This is a genomic window from Cellulomonas composti (genome assembly GCF_007990245.1).
GTDB lineage: Bacteria > Actinomycetota > Actinomycetes > Actinomycetales > Cellulomonadaceae > Cellulomonas > Cellulomonas composti.
Genome location: NZ_BJWG01000004.1, coordinates 122,735 through 140,640 on the forward strand (window position 1 = coordinate 122,735; position 17,906 = coordinate 140,640).

The following is a 17,906-nucleotide window of genomic DNA, read 5'->3' on the forward strand; positions in this document are numbered from 1 at the left end:
GGAGGGGTGGAGGTCACGACCCCGAGACGCCGACGCCGACGACGGCGGGGGCGGGGACGGGAGCCGCGGGCCGGCGGCGGGCGGCGAGGGCCGGGTGGCCGAGCGCGACGCCGACGAGCACGACGAGCACGCCGCCGGCCTGCAACGGCGTGAGCCGCTCGCCTCCGACGAGCAGGCCGAGCGCGAGGCCCGTCACCGGGTTGAGGAGCCCGACGAGTCCGACGGTCCCGGCCGGCAGGTGGCGCAGCCCGCCGAACCACGCGAGGTAGGCGACCGCGGTCGCGACGAGCGAGAGGAACGCCAGTCCTGCCCAGGCGGGCCCGTCCAGCGACGGCGGGCCGCCCTCCACCGCGACGGCCGCGACGAGCAGGACGAGCCCGCCCGCGACGAGCTGCCACGCGGTCGACGAGACGACGTCGACCGCCGGGTCGCGCCAGCGCTGCGCGAGCACGTAGCCGACGCTCGACATGAGCATCGCCGCGACCGAGGCGAGCAGCCCGCGCGCGTCGAGCGCGCCCGTACCCGTGAGCACCATCGCGGCGACGCCGACGAGGCCCAGCACGCCGCCGGCCACGGCGGGCGCCGCGGGTCGCTGGGCGAGCAGCGCCCAGGCGAACAGCATCATGACCAGCGGGGACGTCGCCATGACGGTCGCCGCGACGCTCGTCGGGAGCAGCTGTGCCGCGACGTAGACGAGGACGAAGAACGCGCCCATGTTGAGCATGCCCAGCACGCCCGCGCGCCACCACCACGAGCCGCGGGGCAGCCTGCGCGCGACGAGCAGGAGCAGCAGCCCGGCCGGCAGCGCGCGCAGCGCGGAACCCCACAGCGGCGCGTCGGCGGGCAGCAGGTGGCGCGTCACGAAGTAGCTCGCGCCCCAGGTGATCGGGGCGACGGCGGTGACCGCCATCCAGCGCAGAGACTTGTCTTCCATGGAAGGCATAATACCTTCCGAGCAAGATACTATTCCCGCATGCCCGCGACGACCCCGCCCGACGACCCCGGAGCGACCCGCGCACCGGACCGGCTCGACCTGATCCAGGCCGCCTGGCGGCGCGAGCGCCCCGACCTCGACCCGCGCCCGCAGGGCGTGATCGGCCGGCTGCACCGCGTCGCGGGCCACCTGACCGACGAGCTCGTCGAGGTCTACCGGCAGCACGGGCTGAGCGAGGGGGACTTCGACGTGCTCGCGACGCTGCGCCGCGGCGGCGCGCCGTTCGAGCGGACCGCGGGCGACCTGGCGGCGTCGACGCTCGTCACCAGCGGCGGCATGACCAAGCGCCTGGACCGCCTCGAGCGTGCGGGTCTCGTGCGGCGTCGGGTGTCCGACGACGACGCGCGCGGGCGTCTCGTCGCGCTCACCGCGCGGGGGCGGCAGGTCATCGACGCGGCCTTCGCCGACCACCTCGCGAACGAGCACCGCCTGCTCGCCGAGCTCGAACCCGCCGACGTCGACGCCCTCGAGGGCATCCTGCGGCGCTGGCTCGCGCGCCTCGAGGAGCCGCCGACGAACGCCTGACGGATCGCCGGCTCGCGGGCGGGCACGCGGAATCGGGTGGCACCGCACCCTCGTCGGGTTGCTAGTCTGTGCGGGTCGCGACTGGCGCAGCGGGTGGGTCACCACCGGGGAGCGACGCAGCAGCAAGACCACGGGTCGAACGCCTGGGCCCCCGGTCACCTCACACACCGGTCCGTACCGAGTGCGCTGGGTGCCGGCCCACGCACGCTGACTGCCAGGGAGTCCCCATGAGCGCCGAGAACGTCCTCGACCAGAACATCGCCGACCTCGACCCGGAGATCGCCGCCGTCCTCGACGGCGAGCTCGCCCGCCAGCAGGGCACGCTCGAGATGATCGCGAGCGAGAACTTCGTCCCCCTCGCGGTCCTGCAGGCGCAGGGCTCCGTCCTCACCAACAAGTACGCCGAGGGCTACCCGGGCCGGCGCTACTACGGCGGCTGCGAGCAGGTCGACATCGCCGAGAACATCGCGATCGAGCGCGCCAAGGCGCTGTTCGGCGCGCAGTTCGCCAACGTCCAGCCCCACTCCGGTGCCACGGCCAACGCCGCGGTCCTGCACGCCATCGCGCGCCCCGGCGACACGATCCTCGGCCTCGCGCTCGACCAGGGCGGCCACCTCACGCACGGCATGAAGATCAACTTCTCGGGCCGCCTCTACAACGTCGTCGCCTACGGCGTGGACCCCGAGACGTCGGTCGTCGACATGGCCGAGGTCCGCCGCCTCGCGATCGAGCACCAGCCCAAGGTGATCATCGCCGGCTGGTCCGCCTACCCCCGCACGCTCGACTTCGCCGCGTTCCGCGAGATCGCCGACGAGGTCGGCGCGTACCTGTGGGTCGACATGGCGCACTTCGCGGGCCTCGTCGCGGCCGGCGTGCACCCCTCGCCGGTGCCGCACGCGCACGTCGTCTCGTCGACCGTGCACAAGACGATCGGCGGCCCGCGCTCGGGCTTCATCCTGACCAACGACGCGGACATCGCGAAGAAGATCAACTCTGCGGTGTTCCCGGGCCAGCAGGGCGGCCCGCTCATGCACGTGATCGCCGCCAAGGCCGTCGCGTTCAAGATCGCCGCGACCCCCGAGTTCCGTGACCGCCAGGAGCGCACCGTGCGGGGCGCCGCGATCCTCGCCGAGCGGCTCACCGCTCCCGACGTCGCCGCCGCGGGCATCTCCGTGCGGTCCGGCGGCACGGACGTGCACCTCGTGCTCGTCGACCTGCGCAACGCCGCGATCGACGGCAAGCAGGCCGAGGACCTCCTGCACGAGTGCGGCATCACCGTGAACCGCAACGCCGTCCCGAACGACCCGCGGCCGCCGATGGTCACCTCCGGCCTGCGCATCGGCACGCCGGCGCTGGCGACGCGTGGCTTCGGCGATGCGGAGTTCATCGAGGTCGCCGAGATCATCGCGACCGCGCTCGTCGGCGGCGAGGCCACGGACGTCGCGGCACTGAAGGCGCGCGTCGCGAAGCTGACCGAGGCGTTCCCGCTGTACCCGACGCTGCGCCAGTACTGAGAGGCGAGCCATGACGGCACAGATTCTCGACGGCACGGCCACCGCGGCCGCGATCAAGTCCGAGCTGACCGTCCGCGTCGCGACGCTCGCCGCGCGCGGCGTCACGCCCGGCCTCGGCACGCTGCTCGTCGGCGACGACCCGGGTAGCAGGTGGTACGTCGCGGGCAAGCACCGCGACTGCGCCGAGGTCGGCATCGCCTCCATCCAGGAGGAGCTGCCCGCCGACGCCACGCAGGAGGACATCGAGGCCGCGGTCCGACGGCTCAACGAGAACCCCGCGTGCACCGGCTTCATCGTCCAGCTCCCCCTGCCGAAGGGCATCGACACGAATCGTGTGCTCGAGCTCGTCGACCCGGAGAAGGACGCGGACGGCCTGCACCCGACGAACCTCGGGCGGCTGGTCCTGCGCGTCAACGAGCCCGTCGACTCGCCGCTGCCGTGCACGCCGCGCGGGATCGTCGAGCTGCTGCTGCGGCACGGCATCGACCTGCGCGGGGCCGATGTCGTCGTCGTCGGGCGCGGCGTGACCGTCGGGCGCTCGATCGGGCTGCTGCTGACTCGTCGGGAGCTCAACGCGACGGTGACGCTGACGCACACCGGCACCGAGGACCTCGCCGAGCACACGCGTCACGCGGACGTCATCGTCGCGGCCGCCGGTGTGGCCGGGATCATCACGGCCGAGCTGGTCAAGCCGGGAGCGGTCGTCGTGGACGTGGGCGTCTCGCGCGCCGTCGACCCGGAGACCGGCAAGAGCCGCGTCGTCGGGGACGTCGACCCGGGCGTGCGCGAGGTCGCCTCCTGGGTGTCGCCCAACCCGGGCGGCGTCGGGCCGATGACCCGCGCGATGCTCCTGTCGAACGTCGTCGAGGCCGCCGAGCGGCTCGCGGGCTGACGAACCGGCTGACGCGCCGTGCTCGCGGCTCTAGGCTGCGAGCACGGTCGTCGGCGTCGACGGCCGGTCCGACGAACCGCGTGAGGAGGCGGCTCGGGATGAAGCCGTCGCAGGCCGGCCGCTCGGCCGGGAAGATCATCGGCGGCCTGGCGCTGCTGCTCGTCGGCGCGTTCTTCTGGCTCGACGCGCGGCTGTCCGCCGTGGCCGCCGAGGAGACCGGGCTGTCCGCGTGGGGGGTGGCCGGCATCGTCGTCGCCGCGGTCGGGTTCGTCGTCGTGCTGTACGGCGTGTGGCAGCTCGCGACGAACGTCGACCTCGCGGCCGACGTCGCGGCGCGCGCCCTCTATACGCAGCGCCAGCAGGACGCCGTCGCCGACGCCGAGGCGCGGCGTCGGGCCCAGCCGCCCGCGGCCGGTGCACCGTGACCCCCGACGCGGGTGGGCTCATGAGGCGTGACGAGATGTCGTCGCACGGGTGGGCGAGGTCCGCGTCCCTCCTGGTCCGGGGCGTCGCGCTGGTCGTCGTCGGGCTCGTCGTGCTCCTCCTGGCGCTCTACGCGTCGATCCGCGCCGAGATCGACGGCGGGGGTGGCTCGCGCACGAACACGGTGTGGGTGCTGATCGGCTCGTGCGTGCTGATCGGCGGGCTCGTGCTGCTGTGCGTCGGGCTGTGGCAGCTCGCGACGAACGTCGACCTCGCGGCGTTCGCCGCCGCTCGTCGGCTCGCGCAGGACGAGACGGCCGCGGCCGCCGCGCGCGACGCGCTCCCCGCGCGCTACCAGGAGCCGGACGACGAGCACGACGACGAGCAGGGCGACGAGCACGACGACGAGCAGGGCGACGAGCAGGGCGACGGGCCGGACGACGGGCCGGACGACGAGCCGGACGACGAGCACGACGCTGGGCTGGACCTGGGGCAGGACGCTGGGCAGGACGCTGGGCAGGGCGTCGCGCCCGTGGGGCCCGGCGGGTCCTGAGCCCCGGCGCGGCGTGTCGGTGGCATGAGGCAGGATCGAGCCCTCCGGGTGGCGACGGCGCCCGGGTCGAGGGAACGGAGAGGGCCACTTGCTCACGATCGCGAGCGTCAACGTCAACGGCATCCGGGCGGCGTACCGGCGCGGCATGGGGGAGTGGCTCGAGGAGCGCAGGCCCGACGTGCTGCTGCTGCAGGAGGTCCGCGCGACGGACGAGATCCTCGCCGACCACCTGGACCCTGGCGAGTGGCACCTGGCGCACGAGGCGAGCGAGACCAAGGGGCGCTCGGGCGTGGCGATCGCGTCCCGGCTGCCGATGTCAGCGGTCCGGATCGGCCTGCAGACGGGCGTGACGGGCGACGTCGGGCGGTGGGTCGAGGCCGATCTCGAGCTGCCCGCGCGCGACGGGGCGCCGGCCCGCACCGTCACGGTCGTCTCGGCGTACATCCACTCCGGCACGCTCGGGACGCCGTCGATGGACGAGAAGTACGCGTTCCTCGACCAGGTCACCGCCCGGCTCGCGGATCTCGCGCAGGCGGGCGGGTACGCGGTGGTCGCGGGGGACGTCAACATCGCGCACCGCGAGGTCGACATCCGCAACTGGAAGGGCAACCTCAAGTCGGCGGGGTTCCTGCCGGCCGAGCGCGCGTACCTGGACCGCTGGTTCGACGACCTCGGCTGGCGTGACCTGGGCCGGGAGCTGGGCGGGGAGGGTCCCGGTCCGTTCACGTGGTGGTCGTGGCGGGGCAAGGCGTTCGACAACGACGCGGGTTGGCGGATCGACTACCAACTCGCCACTCCGGACCTCGCGGACGCCGCGATCTCCGCCACCGTCGACCGCGCCGAGACCTACGCCGCCCGCTTCTCCGACCACGCGCCCCTGGTCGTCGAGTACGACCTGTAGGCGCTCTCGGCGGCGTTCGCCGTGCGCGAAAGCGGCCCGTGGGCGTTGTCGGATTCGAACACCTGTTCTATTATGGACGAATGCGGAGAACAGCGACGGCGGGTTCGGGGTCTTCCGAGCCCGCGCGTCTGCTGACCGCGACGAGCGACCTCGCGCGCGGCCTCGGTCTCTTCGCGGGCGCGTTCCCGGACGCATCGGTGCCGGGGGAGGCGTCCCACGCCGCCGCGCTGGGCGAGGTGTCGCGGACCGCCGGGCACGGCGAGGCGTCGCATGCCGCTCGGTCGGGCGAGGCGTCGCAGACCGCCGGACGGGGCGAGGTCTCGCGCGCTGCCGGGCCGGGCGAGGTGTCGCGCGCTGCCGGGCCGGGCGAGGCGATCGACCTCATCGCGGCGCTCGAGGCGCTGAAGTCCGCGGCGAGCGCGGCGCAGGCGCGGCTCGCGGTCGAGGTGCGTGACGAACGGGTGCGCGCGGACGCGGAAGCCGGCGTGCGGGCCGAGCGGCGGGGCGCGGGCGCGGCGGCACAGGTCGCGCTCGCCCGGCGGGAGTCGCCGCACCGGGGGAGCGCCCTGATGGGGGCGGCCCGGGCGTGGGTCGACGAGATGCCGCACACCTTCGCCGCCCTCGCGGCGGGGGTGCTGTCCGAGTGGCGCGCGATGCAGCTGGTGCGCGAGACGGCGTGCGTGGCGGTGGAGGTCAGGCGCGCGATCGACCGACGCGTCTGCGCGGACCACGCGGCGTTGAGCGGGCTCGGTACACGCCAGTTTCTCGGACGCGCCCGCGCGCTCGCGGCCGAGCTCGATCCGGCCTCGGTGGTCGAGCGACGCAGGCGGGCGGTCGGCGAGCGCGCGGTGTCGCTGCGTCCCGCGCCCGACTCGATGACGTACCTGACGGCCCTCCTCCCGGTCCAGCAGGGAGTCGCGTGCCTGGCGGCGCTCATGCGTGCCGCGGACAGTGCCCGCGCCACCGGCGACCCGCGCGGGCGCGGGCAGGTCATGGCGGACACGCTCGTCGAGCGGGTCACCGGTCAGGTGTCCGCCGAGGACGTGCCGGTCACCGTGAGCTTGGTCGTCTCCGACCGCACGTTGCTGGGCGCCGGCTCGGAGCCCGCGCACCTCGACGCGCACGGATCGGTGCCGGCGCAGATCGCCCGCGAGCTCGTGGCACGCGGGATCGACGCCGGGGCCGCGTGGCTGCGCCGCATCTACGCGGACGAGTGCGGTGACCTCGTCGCGATGTCGTCGGCCTCGCGGTTCCACCCACCCGGGCTGTCCGCCGCACTGCGCGTCCGAGACCAGGGGCTCTGCCGGACTCCGTACTGCGACGCCCCGATCCGGCACGCCGACCACGTCCGAGCGGCCGCGGACGGCGGGCCGACCGACCTGGCGAACTCCCAGGGGTTGTGCGAGGCGTGCAACCACACGAAGCAGCTGCCCGGCTGGCAGCAGAGCGTGATCGCGCCGGTCGCGGCTCCGGCGGCCGAGGACGCCTGTCGAGGGCCGTCGCGCCGGCACGCCGTCGAGACGCAGACCCCCACCGGCCACCGCTACCGCTCGTCCGCGCCGCCACTCCCGGCGCCGGCGACCCAGCCTGCGCCGATGACCCAGCCTGCGCCGGCGACCCAGCCTGCGCCGGCGACCCAGCCTGCGCCGGTGACCCAGCCTGCGCCGGTGACCCAGCCTGCAGCGGCCACGCAGCCTGCGACGGCGACTCCGCCTGCGACGGAGCCGGGCGCGCTGTCCGAGGCCCGGGTGGGTTCCGACTCGGCCGCGCTCGCGGCGGTCGACGTCGACTGGGAGTCGGTGGTGGACGGGTTGCTGGTCGAGCTGCTCGCGAGCGCCGCCGGACCGCGCTGACCCGCTGGACCGCGCTGACCCGCGGAACCGGGCTGACCCACCGGACCGGGCTCACTCGACCCACGCGGTTGATCCGACGGGCCGGCTGACTCGACCCATTCGGTCAGTCCGTCGGACCGGGCTCCCTCGACCCACTCGGCTCGTCTGACGGACCAGGCTCCCTCGACCCACTCGGCTTGTCCGAGGGAGCGGGCTCCCTCGACCGACTCAGCTTGTCCGACGGACCGGTCTCGCTCGGCTGGGGAGCGGGCGGGGAGGGAAGGCGTTCCATCCGCAGGAGCGGGGAGATGAGGACGGGAAGGGTCGCGAGGGCGCCGACACCGACACTGACCCACATCGTCGCCGTGACGCCGAGGTGCGTGCCGAGCCAGCCGCCGAGCAGTGCGCCGATCGGCATGGAGCCCCAGACGATGAACCGCACGGAGGCGTTCATGCGGCCGAGCAGGGCGGGCGGGCACAGTCGCTGCCGGAAGCTGACCTGCGCGACGTTGTAGACGATGACGAAGAAGTAGAGGATCACGCCGCCGACGACCAGGACGACCTGCGCCGGCACGGTGACGACCGCGGCGAGCGGGAAGAAGACCCCGCCGACTGCGAACCCGATCGCGGACACCGGGATGATGCGCGCCTCGCCGACGAGACGGCTCAGCCGGGCGGCGGTGAACGCGCCGACGAGCCCGCCGACGGCGGAGGCGGAGACCAGCGTGCCGAAGGCTGCGGCATCGAGTCCCAGGGTGCGCAGCGCGTAGATCACGAGCACGGCACCCGAGATGGAGGAGCCGAGGTTGGACAGCGACGTCGTGGCGACGATCCGTCGCAGGATCGGCTGGTGCACGACGAAGCGCAGGCCCTCGGCGATCTCGGTGCGCATCGGGCGGCGGGTCTCCGGTGCCGGGGGCTCCTCGCGATGCGCGATCCGCCCGACGGCGAACGCCGAGATCAGGTACGTGACGACGTTCACGGCGATCAGCGCGGGCGCGGCGATCACCCGCAGCAGCGCGCCGCCGATCGCGGGCGCGGCGACCTGGGCCACGGACTGGGTGGCCTGGAGCTTGGAGTTGCCCTCGACGACGTGCTCGAGCCCGACGAGGCCGGGCACGTAGCTCTGGTGGGCGACGTCGAAGAACACCGAGGCCGTGCTGATCGCGGCCGCGGCGACGACGAGGAGCGGCACCGAGGCGAACCCGGCGAACGCCGCGACGACGACGAAGCCGAGCACCAGTGCGCGAACCAGGTCGGCGACGATCAGCACGCGTCGCTTGCGCATCCGGTCCACCCACGCGCCGGCAGGCAGGCCGATCACCAGGAACGCCGCGGTCTCGGCGGCGGTCAGCGTGCCCATCTGCCACTCGGAGGCGTGCAGGTGCTGCACGGCGTAGATCGGCAGCGCCAGCATCGTGAGCTGTGCGCCGAGCTGGCCGAGCGCGTCGCCGCCCCACAGCCACCGGAAGTCCCGGTGGTGGACGAGCGACCGGTGGTCGACCGACTCATGGTCGGGCAGCTCTTGGTCGGTCAGCCCGTGGCTGTTCGGGTCGTCGCTCGGCGACCGGTCGTCCCGGGCCCGGGCCGGGTCCGGCGCCGTCGCCGACTCGGCTTCGGGCGGGGACGGTGGGGTCACGCGTCCCAGGATGGGCGACTGATTGGGAAAAGTCAATCAGTGGCAGGATGGGGGGCGTGACAGCGCGCGAGAACACGCCGGCGGCGCCGCAGGTCCCCGAGGACCCCGACGCCGACGCGCGCGCGCTCGCGTCGACCCTGCGCATCCGCATCCTGCGGCTGTGCCTCGACGAGGCGCTCACCAACCGGGAGATCGCGCTCCGGCTCGGCCGCAACCCCGCCACGGTGCTGCACCATGTCCGCACGCTCGTCGATCGCGGGTTCCTGGTGGCGGAGCCGGTCCGCCGCGGCGCCCGCGGATCCCGTGAGGTGCCCTACCGCGCGACGCGCAAGTCGTGGAGCTCCCCGGCGCGCCCGGGCCAGGCGCGTGTCCTCGTCGACGCGTTCCTGGAGGAGATCGGGCTCCTGGACGACCTCGACGACTCCCCGATGGTCCGCCTCGGGCTTCGGCTCGACGACGCCGGCTACCGCGAGCTCGTCGACCGGCTGCAGGAGATCTTCCAGGAGTTCGCGGACCGCCCGTCCGATCCGACCGGCGTGCCCCGCTCGCTCTTCTTCTCGCTGCACGACGACCTGCAGCGCATGCGCCCGGAGGCGTGACAGGACGCGCAGACGCGCCGCGGAGCGACGCCGGGTCGGTCAGCGACCGGCGGGGCGAAGTCCGAGCGACATGCCCGCCAGGCCGCGACGGCGGGTGCCCAGACCCCGCGCGATGTCGCGCAGGGCCTCGGCCGCGGGCGAGTCCGGGTCCGACAGGACGACCGGCGTGCCGGCGTCGCCGGCCTCGCGCAGGCGGGTGTCGAGGGGGATCTGGCCGAGCAGCGGGACGTCGCCGCCCGTGAGCTGGGACAGGCGATCGGCGACCCGACGTCCGCCACCCGAGCCGAAGATCTCGAGACGCGACCCGTCGGGCTGGTCGAGCCAGGACATGTTCTCGACGACGCCCACGACCTGCTGGCGCGTCTGCACCGCGACGGATCCGGCACGCTCGGCGACCTCGGCGGCGGCGTCCTGGGGGGTGGTCACGACGACGATCTGCGAGCCGGGCAGGAGCTGGGCCACCGAGATCGCGATGTCCCCGGTGCCGGGCGGCAGGTCGAGCAGGAGCACGTCGAGGTCGCCCCAGAACACGTCGGCGAGGAACTGCTGCAGCGCGCGGTGCAGCATCGGCCCACGCCACACGACCGGCTGCCCGGCGGGGACGAACATGCCGATCGAGACGACCTTGACCCCGTGCGCGATCGGCGGCAGCAGCATGTCGTCGACCTTGGTCGGCGGACGCGTGACACCGAGCATGCGCGGGATCGAGAACCCGTAGATGTCGGCGTCCACGACCCCGACCCGCAGGCCGTCCTCGGCGAGGGCGACGGCCAGGTTCGCGGTGACCGACGACTTGCCGACCCCGCCCTTGCCGGAGGCGATCGCGAACACCTTGGTCAGGGAGGTCGCCTGCGCGAACGGGATCTGCGGCTCGGCGTCGGTCCCGCGCAGCAGCCGGCGCAGGTCGGCGCGCTGCTCGGCGGACATGACACCCATCACGACGTCGGCGGCAGCGACGCCCGGGACCGTGAGCGCGGCGGCCGTGACGTCGCGGGTCAGCGTCTCCTTGAGGGGGCAGCCGGGCGTCGTCAGGTCGAGCCCGACGGTGGCACGAGCACCCGCGGGGGTGTCGGCGACGTCGACGGACCGCACCATGCCCAGCTCGGTGATCGGGCGGCGGATCTCCGGGTCGAGGACGGTCGCCAGCGCGGCCCGGACGGCGGCGGCGAGCGCGTCCGGTGTGGACGCGTCGTCGGGGGCGGGGTGCGGCGTGGGGGTGGGTGCGTCCTGCTCGTCGGGCATGACGACCATGCTAGGCGTCGGCGCGGGGCCGTCCGTCGGGACCTCTGGGCGATTCCGGTTCACCGTCGGCGTGCCAGTCCGCAGGTCGGTCGCCCTGCTCGGCCAGGTCCTCGATCAGGTTGCGCAGCTCGGAGCGCACGAAGTCGCGGGTCGCGACCTCGGACAGCGCGATACGCAGCGCCGCCATCTCCCGCGCGAGGAACTCGGTGTCGGCCAGGTTCCGCTCGGAGCGCTGCCGGTCCTGCTCGGCCTGGACCCGGTCGCGGTCGGCCTGGCGGTTCTGCGCGAGCAGGATCAGCGGCGCGGCGTAGGACGCCTGCAGCGAGAGCATGAGCGTGAGCGCGGTGAAACCGTTGGAGGCGTCGTCGAACCGCACCCGGTCGGGTCCCCAGTTCGCGTTCCACGCGATCCAGACGATGCAGAAGATCGTCAGCCAGATGATGAACCGCGGCGTGCCGAGGAACCGCGCGATCGCCTCGGACCACTCGCCCTGGCGCTCGGTGTCGATCCGCGCGCGCGGCCGCCGGCGCCGGCCGGTCAGCGGCAGGTCGAGACGCTCAGCCACGGCCGACCCTCGTCTCGGCGGGCACGTCGTCGGTCTCGCGCCAGTCCTCGGGCAGGAGGTGGTCGAGGACGTCGTCGACGGAGACCGCGCCGAGCAGACGCTTGTCGGCGTCGACGACGGGCAGCGCGAGCAGGTTGTAGGTCGCGAGCCGGCGGGTCACGGACATCAGCGGCGCGTCCGCGGGGATCGGCTCGATGTCGCTGTCGACGATCGACCCGATCGAGTCGTGCGGCGGTTCGCGCAGCATCCGCTGCAGGTGGACGACGCCGATGAACCGACCGGTCGGCGTCTCCAGGGGCGGCCGGGTGACGAACACCATCGACGCGAGCGCCGGCGTGAGGTCCTGCCGTCGCACGTGCGCGAGCGCGGCGGCGATCGAGGTCTCCGGACCGAGGATCACGGGCTCGGTGGTCATCAGACCACCCGCGGTGTTGTCCTCGTACGCGAGCAGTCGCCGGACGTCCTTCGCCTCGTCGGGCTCCATCAGCCCCAGCAGCTGCGCGGCCTGCTCGTCGGGCAGCTCGCCGAGCAGGTCGGCGGCGTCGTCGGGCTCCATCGCCTCGAGCACGTCCGCGGCGCGCGTGAGCTCGAGGCCCTGCAGGATCGCGACCTGGTCGTCCTCGGGCAGCTCCTCGAGCACGTCGGCGAGGCGGTCGTTGTCGAGCGCGACCGCGACCTCGAGGCGGCGCGTGGTGCCCAGATCGTGCAGCACGTCGGCGAGGTCGGCCGGCTTGAGGTCCTCGTACTGCGCGAGCAGCAGCTCGGCGCCCTGCGCGCGACCGGTCTGCGCGAGGCCCGTGACCTCCTCGATCGCGACGATCTGCGTCTCGCCGCGCCGCCGCAGCAGACCGCGGTGGCTCGGCGCCTGCCGCCGGACCGCGAGCTTGTTCACCATCCAGTCGCCGTTGCGCTGCTGCTCGATCGAGACGTCCTCGACGGTCACGGACCCGCTGCCGTCGACGAGGTCGACCGTCCGGTCGAGCAGCTCGCCGACCGCGAGGGTCTCGAACGCCCGCTGCTCGAAGCGACGCATGTTCACCAGGCCGGTCGAGATGACCTGGCCCGCCTGGATCGCGGTCACGCGGGTCAGCGGCAGGAAGACGCGGCGCCGGCCCGGCACCTCGACGACGAGCCCGACAGCGCGCGGCGCACCCTTGGGGCGCACGAGCACGACGACGTCGCGCACGCGACCGACCTGGTCACCGAGCGGGTCGAAGACCGTGGTGCCGGCCAGGCGCGCGACGAACACCCGAGTCCCGACGCTGCTCACGCGGTCAGCCTAGACGCCACAGGCGCCCGTGCGGCGTCGACGTGCGGGCTCGGCGTGCAGGACGGACCTGGCGCGTCCGGCGTCCGGCGGGAGAGGATCGCGGCATGGCCCTCGCCCGCTCGAACCGCGCCCCGCGCACACCCACGCCGCCGAAGGGTGAGACCGTCGCGAGGTACGACACGTACCTGCAGGCGCAGAAGGCCGTCGACCACCTCGCGGACAAGGCGTTCCCGGTCCAGATGGTGACGATCGTCGGCACCGACCTGCGGATGGTCGAGCGCGTCACGGGCCGGCTCTCGTACCCGCAGGCCGCCATCGGGGGGTTCATGACCGGCGCGTGGCTGGGCTTGTTCGTCGGGCTCCTGCTCACGCTCTTCTCGTCGCCGGGCGGCACGAGCCCGTTCCTGCCGTCGATCCTCATCGGCGGCGCGTTCGGCCTGATGTTCTCGGTCCTGACCTACTCGCTGAGCAGAGGACGGCGCGACTTCACCTCGACGAGCCAGATCGTCGCCTCGTCGTACGCGGTGCTGTGCCACGCGGAGAAGGCGCACCAGGCGCGCCTGCTCCTCGCGGAGATCGGCGGGGTCGAGTCGGGCTGGCCGGGCCGACCGGTGGCCGAGACCGGGACCGAGGTCGTCGAAGGTCGAGGTGACCCGCAGGATCGTCCCGGGGCCTAGTCTTGCGGCCGTCCGCTGCCGATAGAGCACGGGACGGTTCCAGGAGGAGGCAAGCGGTGCGCAGGCGGACGGGCCAGTCTGATCGAGGGCTGCTCGGGTCCTGGAGTCGGCGGTGGCCGGCGGGGGCGGTGGCCCTCGTGCTGCTCCTCGGGATCCCCGGCCCGGCCGAGGCGGCGACCGCCCGCGTCCCGCACGCGCCCGACGCCAGGGCAGGTGACGCGCTCACGGTGACGCTGCACGTCGATGCCGATGCACCCGCGGGCGGCGACGGGTCGATCGCGGCGCCCGTCCGCTCCATCGCGGCCGCCCAGACCGCGCTGCGCGCGCAGGACGGGATCTGGACCCGGTCGCGGCTCGGCCGTCAGCACCGCGAGGCTGCGGTCAACATCGACGTACGGATCGCAGCCGGCACCTACGACCGTCAGCACACTCGATGGATCGTGACGTCGCCCGGGAACCGGGTCCGGTTCGTGCCCGAGAAGTACGACGGCGCGGTCGTCGCCGCGACCGCGCGGCCGCGGTTCGACGGGCGCGGCGTCCGGTACGCGTGGCTCAACATCGACGTCGTCGACGTACGCGACGAGTACCCGGACGTCACGCGGTTCGACGTGCGCTACCTCGACGTCGAACGCTACCCGGACGGGCTCGTCGTGGACGGCGGCTACCGCGTCAAGCCGGACGGCGAGCACAGCGTCGCCTACGGCGACGCGACGCCCGCCACCGCCGTGGTCACGGGCATGCGGTTCGAGCGGATCGGCACCAAGTACGTCCCCGACGTGAGCGAGTCGGACGCGTTGCACCACGGGTTCGGCGCCGTGGTGCTGACCAACACGCGCGGCGTCGTGATCAGCCACAACGTGTTCGCGCGCATCGAGAACGTGCCGTCGCGCGGATCGCACGTGCACGGCGTGTACGCGATCTACTCGAAGGAGGTCGTCGTGCGCAGCAACGCGTTCTGGGTCAGCTCGGGCGACTCCGTCAAGGTCCGCAGCTCGAGCAGCGCTCTCGTCGTCGGCAACACGTTCTCGCGCGCCGGCGTGCACGCGTGGATGAACAACTGGTTCTGCGACGCGGCGTGCGCGGCGCGGATCGCCATGCTGCCCGAGTGCCCGAGCACGATCACCCGCAAGGACAACCGCGGAGACCTCGAGGGCTACGTCCGCGGCACCACGATCAGACGGATGGCCTGGCTCGGCCCGCGCCACGAGGCGCCGGCGGGCTGCGCCGGCACCTAGCTCGCGCTCGCCTCGTCCGTGCGCAGGCCGGCCATCCACGCCTCGATCGCATCCGGGTCGCGGGGCAGGGCGGCCGACAGGTTCTCGTTCCCGTCGGCCGTGATGAGCACGTCGTCCTCGATCCGGACCCCGATGCCGCGGTACTCGGCCGGGACGCGCAGGTCGTCGGACTTGAAGTACAGGCCGGGCTCGATGGTGAACACCATGCCGGGTTCCAGGACGCCGTCGAGGTAGAGCTCGGCGCGCGCCTGGGCGCAGTCGTGCACGTCGATGCCGAGGTGGTGGCTCGTGCCGTGCACCATCCAGCGGCGGTGGTGCTGGTTCTCGGGATCGAGGGCCTCCGCGGCGCTCACCGGCAGCAGGCCCCACTCGTCGAGCCGGGCCGCGACGACCTCCATCGCGGCCGCGTGCACGTCCCGGAACCGGGCGCCGGGGACGGCCGCCTCGAACGCGGCGTCGGCGGCGTCGAGCACGGCCTGGTAGATGCGACGCTGCACGTCGGTGAACGTGCCGCTGACCGGCAGCGTGCGCGTGACGTCCGCGGTGTACAGCGAGTCGACCTCGACCCCCGCGTCCAGCAGCAGCAGGTCGCCGTCGCGCACCCGACCGTCGTTGTCGATCCAGTGCAGGGTCGTCGCGTGGTCGCCGCAGGCGGCGATCGTCTCGTACCCGACGGCGTTGCCCTCCTGACGCGCGTGCCCGACGAACGTGCCTTCGACCACCCGCTCGCCACGGGCATGCGCGCGCGCCGCGGGCAGGGCGCGGACGACCTTCTCGAAGCCCTCGACCGTCGTGTCCACCGCGAGCCGCAGCTGCTCCTGCTCGTACGCGTCCTTGAGCAGCCGAAGCTCGGAGAGGGCCTCGACGAGGTGGTCGTCGCGCTCGCCGGACTCCTGCTGCGCCCGCAGCTCGGCGACGACCGCGTCGACGCTCGCATCGACGTCCGGCACGACGAGGACCTGCACGCCGTCCGCGCCGACGTCCTTGGCCAGCGCGTCGCGCAGGTCGTCGAGGTGCGCGGTCGTGATGCCGGTCAGCGTCTCGAGGTCCTCGAGAGTCGGCCGCGCGCCGACCCAGAACTCGCCGTACCGCGAGTCGGAGAAGAACTCGCTCGTGTCGCGGCCCGCGAGCGGGCGCATGTAGAGCACGGCACGGTGGCCGCTGCCGTCGTCACCGGTGCCGTCCTCGACCGGGTGGAGCACGAGCACCGCGTCGGGCTCCTGCTCGACGCCCAGGCCGGTGAGGTGCGCGAACCCCGAGTGCGGGCGGAACCGGTAGTCGGTGTCGTTCGAGCGGACCTTGAAGGTGCCCGCGGGCACGACGAGACGGCGGCCGGGGAACCGGCCCGACAGCGCGCTGCGCCGGGCCGCGGTGAAGTCGGCGGCGGGCGACCGGGTCACCTGCGAGGGAGGGCGCTCGCCCCAGCCGGACGTCACGAACTCGAGGAAGGCCGCCGAGCCGGGGCGCTGGGAGCGGTTCGACCCCCGGTCGCCGATCGGCTGCTCGGCGGGCTGCTCGACCGGGTTGCTCACGTCGCTCATCCGCCCATCTTCGCACCGGCTCGGTAGCGTGCTCGTCGTGCGCATCGACCTGCACGCCCATTCCTCGGCCTCCGACGGCACCGAGCCGCCCGACCTCGTCGTGCGCGCCGCGGCGCGTGCCGGCCTCGACGTCGTCGCGCTCACGGACCACGACACGACCGCCGGCTGGTCCGACGCCGCGACTGCGGCCGTGCGCGAGGGCGTCGCGCTCGTGCGCGGGACCGAGGTGTCCGCGCGCTGGCGGGGCATCAGCATCCACCTGCTCTCCTACCTGCAGGACCCCACGCACCCGGCGCTGCTCGCCGAGCTCGACCGCACGCGCGCAGCGCGGCTCGGCCGGGCGCGCGCGATGGTCGACCTGATCGCACGCGACCACCCGATCACGTGGGACGACGTCGTCGCGCAGGCCGGGGACGCCGTCACGATCGGCCGCCCGCACGTCGCGGACGCGCTCGTCGCGCGCGGCATCGTGCCCGACCGTGACGCGGCGTTCGTCGAGCTGCTGCGCGCCGACGGGAGGTACCACGTGCCGCACTACGCACCTGACGGGCCGGACGCCGTGCGCGCGATCCGCGCGGCCGGTGGCGTCCCCGTCTTCGCGCACCCGGGGGCGGACGCGCGCGGGCGCATCGTGCCCGACGAGACCTTCGAGGTGCTCGCGGCGGCCGGGCTCGCCGGGCTCGAGGTGGACCACCGCGACCACCCGCCGGAGCAGCGCGAACGCCTGCGGGCGATCGCCGACCGGCTCGGCCTGCTCGTCACCGGCGGCAGCGACTACCACGGTGCAGGAAAGGTCAACCGCCTGGGGGAGAATCTGACCCAGCCGCACGTGCTCGCGGCGATCGAGGAGCAGGGGAGCGTGGAGGTGGTCCGTCCGTGACCGAGCTGCTGGACCCGCGGCTGCTCGCCTCGGTCTTCATCACGCTGTTCGTGATCATGGACCCACCCGGCACCGTGCCGATCTTCCTGGGTCTGACCAGCGCGATGACCCGTCGACAGCGCAACCGGGCGGCCTGGCAGGCCGTCTCGGTCGCGCTCGGCGTCATCGTGTCGTTCGCGATCTTCGGCCAGTCGATCCTGTCCTACATGCACATCTCGCTCGCGGCGCTGCAGGCCTCGGGCGGGCTCCTGCTGCTGCTCGTCGCGATGGAGCTGCTCACGGGCAAGATGGAGGAGGCCAGGCCGTCGGGCAACGACAAGGTCAACGTCGCGCTCGTGCCGCTGGGCACGCCGCTGCTGGCAGGCCCCGGCGCGATCGTCGCGACGATGGTGTTCGTCAAGCAGGCCGGTGACGCGGCCGACTACGTGGCGATCGCCATCGCGATCGTCGTCGTCCACCTGTGCCTCTACCTCGCGATGCGGTTCGCCAACGTCATCCACCGCGTGCTGCGCGACTCGGGCACGATCCTCGTGACCCGTATCGCGGGCCTGCTGCTCGCGGCGATCGCGGTCCAGCTCATCGCGGACGCGATCACCGCGTTCATCGCCGAGGCCTGACCGGCCT

General features: G+C 73.7%; 18 protein-coding genes and 1 riboswitch. Of the genes, 12 read left to right on the top strand and 6 right to left on the bottom strand.

Annotated features, from left to right (window positions below; translation table 11 throughout):
- Window positions 1-13: 13 nt before the first annotated feature.
- Window positions 14-934: a DMT family transporter gene (locus CCO02nite_RS06115; RefSeq protein WP_146842251.1), complete on the bottom strand. Its 921-nt coding sequence runs from the start codon at window positions 932-934 to the stop codon at window positions 14-16.
- 39 nt (window positions 935-973) lie between these two features.
- Between CCO02nite_RS06115 and CCO02nite_RS06120 the strand changes: the two genes are divergently transcribed.
- The 7 genes from CCO02nite_RS06120 to CCO02nite_RS06150 all read left to right on the top strand — a co-directional run bounded on the left by CCO02nite_RS06120 (window position 974) and on the right by CCO02nite_RS06150 (window position 7,655).
- A complete protein-coding gene (locus CCO02nite_RS06120; protein WP_146842252.1) occupies window positions 974-1,519 on the top strand; it encodes a MarR family winged helix-turn-helix transcriptional regulator in 546 nt (181 codons plus the stop codon).
- 67 nt (window positions 1,520-1,586) lie between these two features.
- A riboswitch (ZMP/ZTP riboswitch) is annotated at window positions 1,587-1,675 on the top strand.
- A 71-nt stretch (window positions 1,676-1,746) separates the two neighbouring features.
- Entirely contained in the window at window positions 1,747-3,033 is a 1,287-nt protein-coding gene (gene glyA, locus CCO02nite_RS06125) for a serine hydroxymethyltransferase (RefSeq protein ID WP_146842253.1), read from the top strand.
- A gap of 10 nt (window positions 3,034-3,043) precedes the next feature.
- Complete coding sequence (locus CCO02nite_RS06130) at window positions 3,044-3,925, top strand: bifunctional methylenetetrahydrofolate dehydrogenase/methenyltetrahydrofolate cyclohydrolase (protein ID WP_146842254.1); 882 nt, start codon at window positions 3,044-3,046, stop codon at window positions 3,923-3,925.
- A 98-nt stretch (window positions 3,926-4,023) separates the two neighbouring features.
- Complete coding sequence (locus CCO02nite_RS06135) at window positions 4,024-4,350, top strand: hypothetical protein (protein ID WP_146842255.1); 327 nt, start codon at window positions 4,024-4,026, stop codon at window positions 4,348-4,350.
- 20 nt (window positions 4,351-4,370) lie between these two features.
- A complete protein-coding gene (locus CCO02nite_RS06140) occupies window positions 4,371-4,901 on the top strand; it encodes a hypothetical protein (protein ID WP_146842256.1) in 531 nt (176 codons plus the stop codon).
- Window positions 4,902-4,989: 88 nt separating this feature from the next.
- On the top strand, window positions 4,990-5,802 hold the full coding sequence (locus tag CCO02nite_RS06145) for an exodeoxyribonuclease III (RefSeq protein WP_146842257.1): 813 nt from the start codon (window positions 4,990-4,992) through the stop codon (window positions 5,800-5,802).
- Between the two features lie 80 nt (window positions 5,803-5,882).
- Window positions 5,883-7,655: an HNH endonuclease gene (locus tag CCO02nite_RS06150; protein WP_222593151.1), complete on the top strand. Its 1,773-nt coding sequence runs from the start codon at window positions 5,883-5,885 to the stop codon at window positions 7,653-7,655.
- Window positions 7,656-7,758: 103 nt separating this feature from the next.
- On the opposite strand, the gene CCO02nite_RS06155 is transcribed toward CCO02nite_RS06150, so the two are convergent.
- Window positions 7,759-9,273, bottom strand: a complete 1,515-nt coding sequence (locus CCO02nite_RS06155; protein WP_246117381.1) for an MFS transporter — start codon at window positions 9,271-9,273, stop codon at window positions 7,759-7,761.
- Between the two features lie 56 nt (window positions 9,274-9,329).
- Between CCO02nite_RS06155 and CCO02nite_RS06160 the strand changes: the two genes are divergently transcribed.
- Complete coding sequence (locus CCO02nite_RS06160) at window positions 9,330-9,872, top strand: ArsR/SmtB family transcription factor (protein ID WP_246117382.1); 543 nt, start codon at window positions 9,330-9,332, stop codon at window positions 9,870-9,872.
- A gap of 39 nt (window positions 9,873-9,911) precedes the next feature.
- Here the strand turns inward: CCO02nite_RS06160 and CCO02nite_RS06165 are convergent, their stop codons facing one another.
- Genes CCO02nite_RS06165 through CCO02nite_RS06175 form a run of 3 tightly spaced genes read right to left on the bottom strand, consistent with a single transcriptional unit; the run spans window position 9,912 to window position 12,949 of the window.
- A complete protein-coding gene (locus CCO02nite_RS06165; protein WP_186812594.1) occupies window positions 9,912-11,114 on the bottom strand; it encodes an Mrp/NBP35 family ATP-binding protein in 1,203 nt (400 codons plus the stop codon).
- 10 nt (window positions 11,115-11,124) lie between these two features.
- The gene (locus tag CCO02nite_RS06170) at window positions 11,125-11,679 is read right to left on the bottom strand and encodes a DUF1003 domain-containing protein (protein WP_146842260.1); all 555 of its coding nucleotides are present in this window, start codon (window positions 11,677-11,679) and stop codon (window positions 11,125-11,127) included.
- A complete protein-coding gene (locus tag CCO02nite_RS06175) occupies window positions 11,672-12,949 on the bottom strand; it encodes a magnesium transporter MgtE N-terminal domain-containing protein (RefSeq protein WP_146842261.1) in 1,278 nt (425 codons plus the stop codon). The genes CCO02nite_RS06170 and CCO02nite_RS06175 overlap by 8 nt, the downstream gene beginning before the upstream one ends.
- Before the next feature lie 104 nt (window positions 12,950-13,053).
- Here CCO02nite_RS06175 and CCO02nite_RS06180 point away from each other — a divergent pair, with 104 nt between their 5' ends.
- Complete coding sequence (locus CCO02nite_RS06180; RefSeq protein ID WP_246117383.1) at window positions 13,054-13,626, top strand: YflT domain-containing protein; 573 nt, start codon at window positions 13,054-13,056, stop codon at window positions 13,624-13,626.
- A gap of 137 nt (window positions 13,627-13,763) precedes the next feature.
- Window positions 13,764-14,861, top strand: a complete 1,098-nt coding sequence (locus tag CCO02nite_RS06185; protein ID WP_146842262.1) for a right-handed parallel beta-helix repeat-containing protein — start codon at window positions 13,764-13,766, stop codon at window positions 14,859-14,861.
- Here CCO02nite_RS06185 and CCO02nite_RS06190 read toward each other — a convergent pair.
- Window positions 14,858-16,402 carry an aminopeptidase P family protein gene (locus tag CCO02nite_RS06190; RefSeq protein ID WP_146842263.1) on the bottom strand — a complete coding sequence of 515 codons (1,545 nt, stop codon included), beginning with the start codon at window positions 16,400-16,402 and terminating at the stop codon, window positions 14,858-14,860. The genes CCO02nite_RS06185 and CCO02nite_RS06190 overlap by 4 nt on opposite strands.
- Window positions 16,403-16,439: 37 nt before the next feature.
- Here CCO02nite_RS06190 and CCO02nite_RS06195 point away from each other — a divergent pair, with 37 nt between their 5' ends.
- Both CCO02nite_RS06195 and CCO02nite_RS06200 read left to right on the top strand, forming a co-directional pair.
- Window positions 16,440-17,282 (top strand): PHP domain-containing protein, encoded by an 843-nt coding sequence (locus tag CCO02nite_RS06195; RefSeq protein ID WP_146842264.1) that lies wholly within the window; start codon window positions 16,440-16,442, stop codon window positions 17,280-17,282.
- Window positions 17,279-17,899: a MarC family protein gene (locus CCO02nite_RS06200; RefSeq protein ID WP_146842265.1), complete on the top strand. Its 621-nt coding sequence runs from the start codon at window positions 17,279-17,281 to the stop codon at window positions 17,897-17,899. The genes CCO02nite_RS06195 and CCO02nite_RS06200 overlap by 4 nt, the downstream gene beginning before the upstream one ends.
- Window positions 17,900-17,906 lie beyond the last annotated feature (7 nt).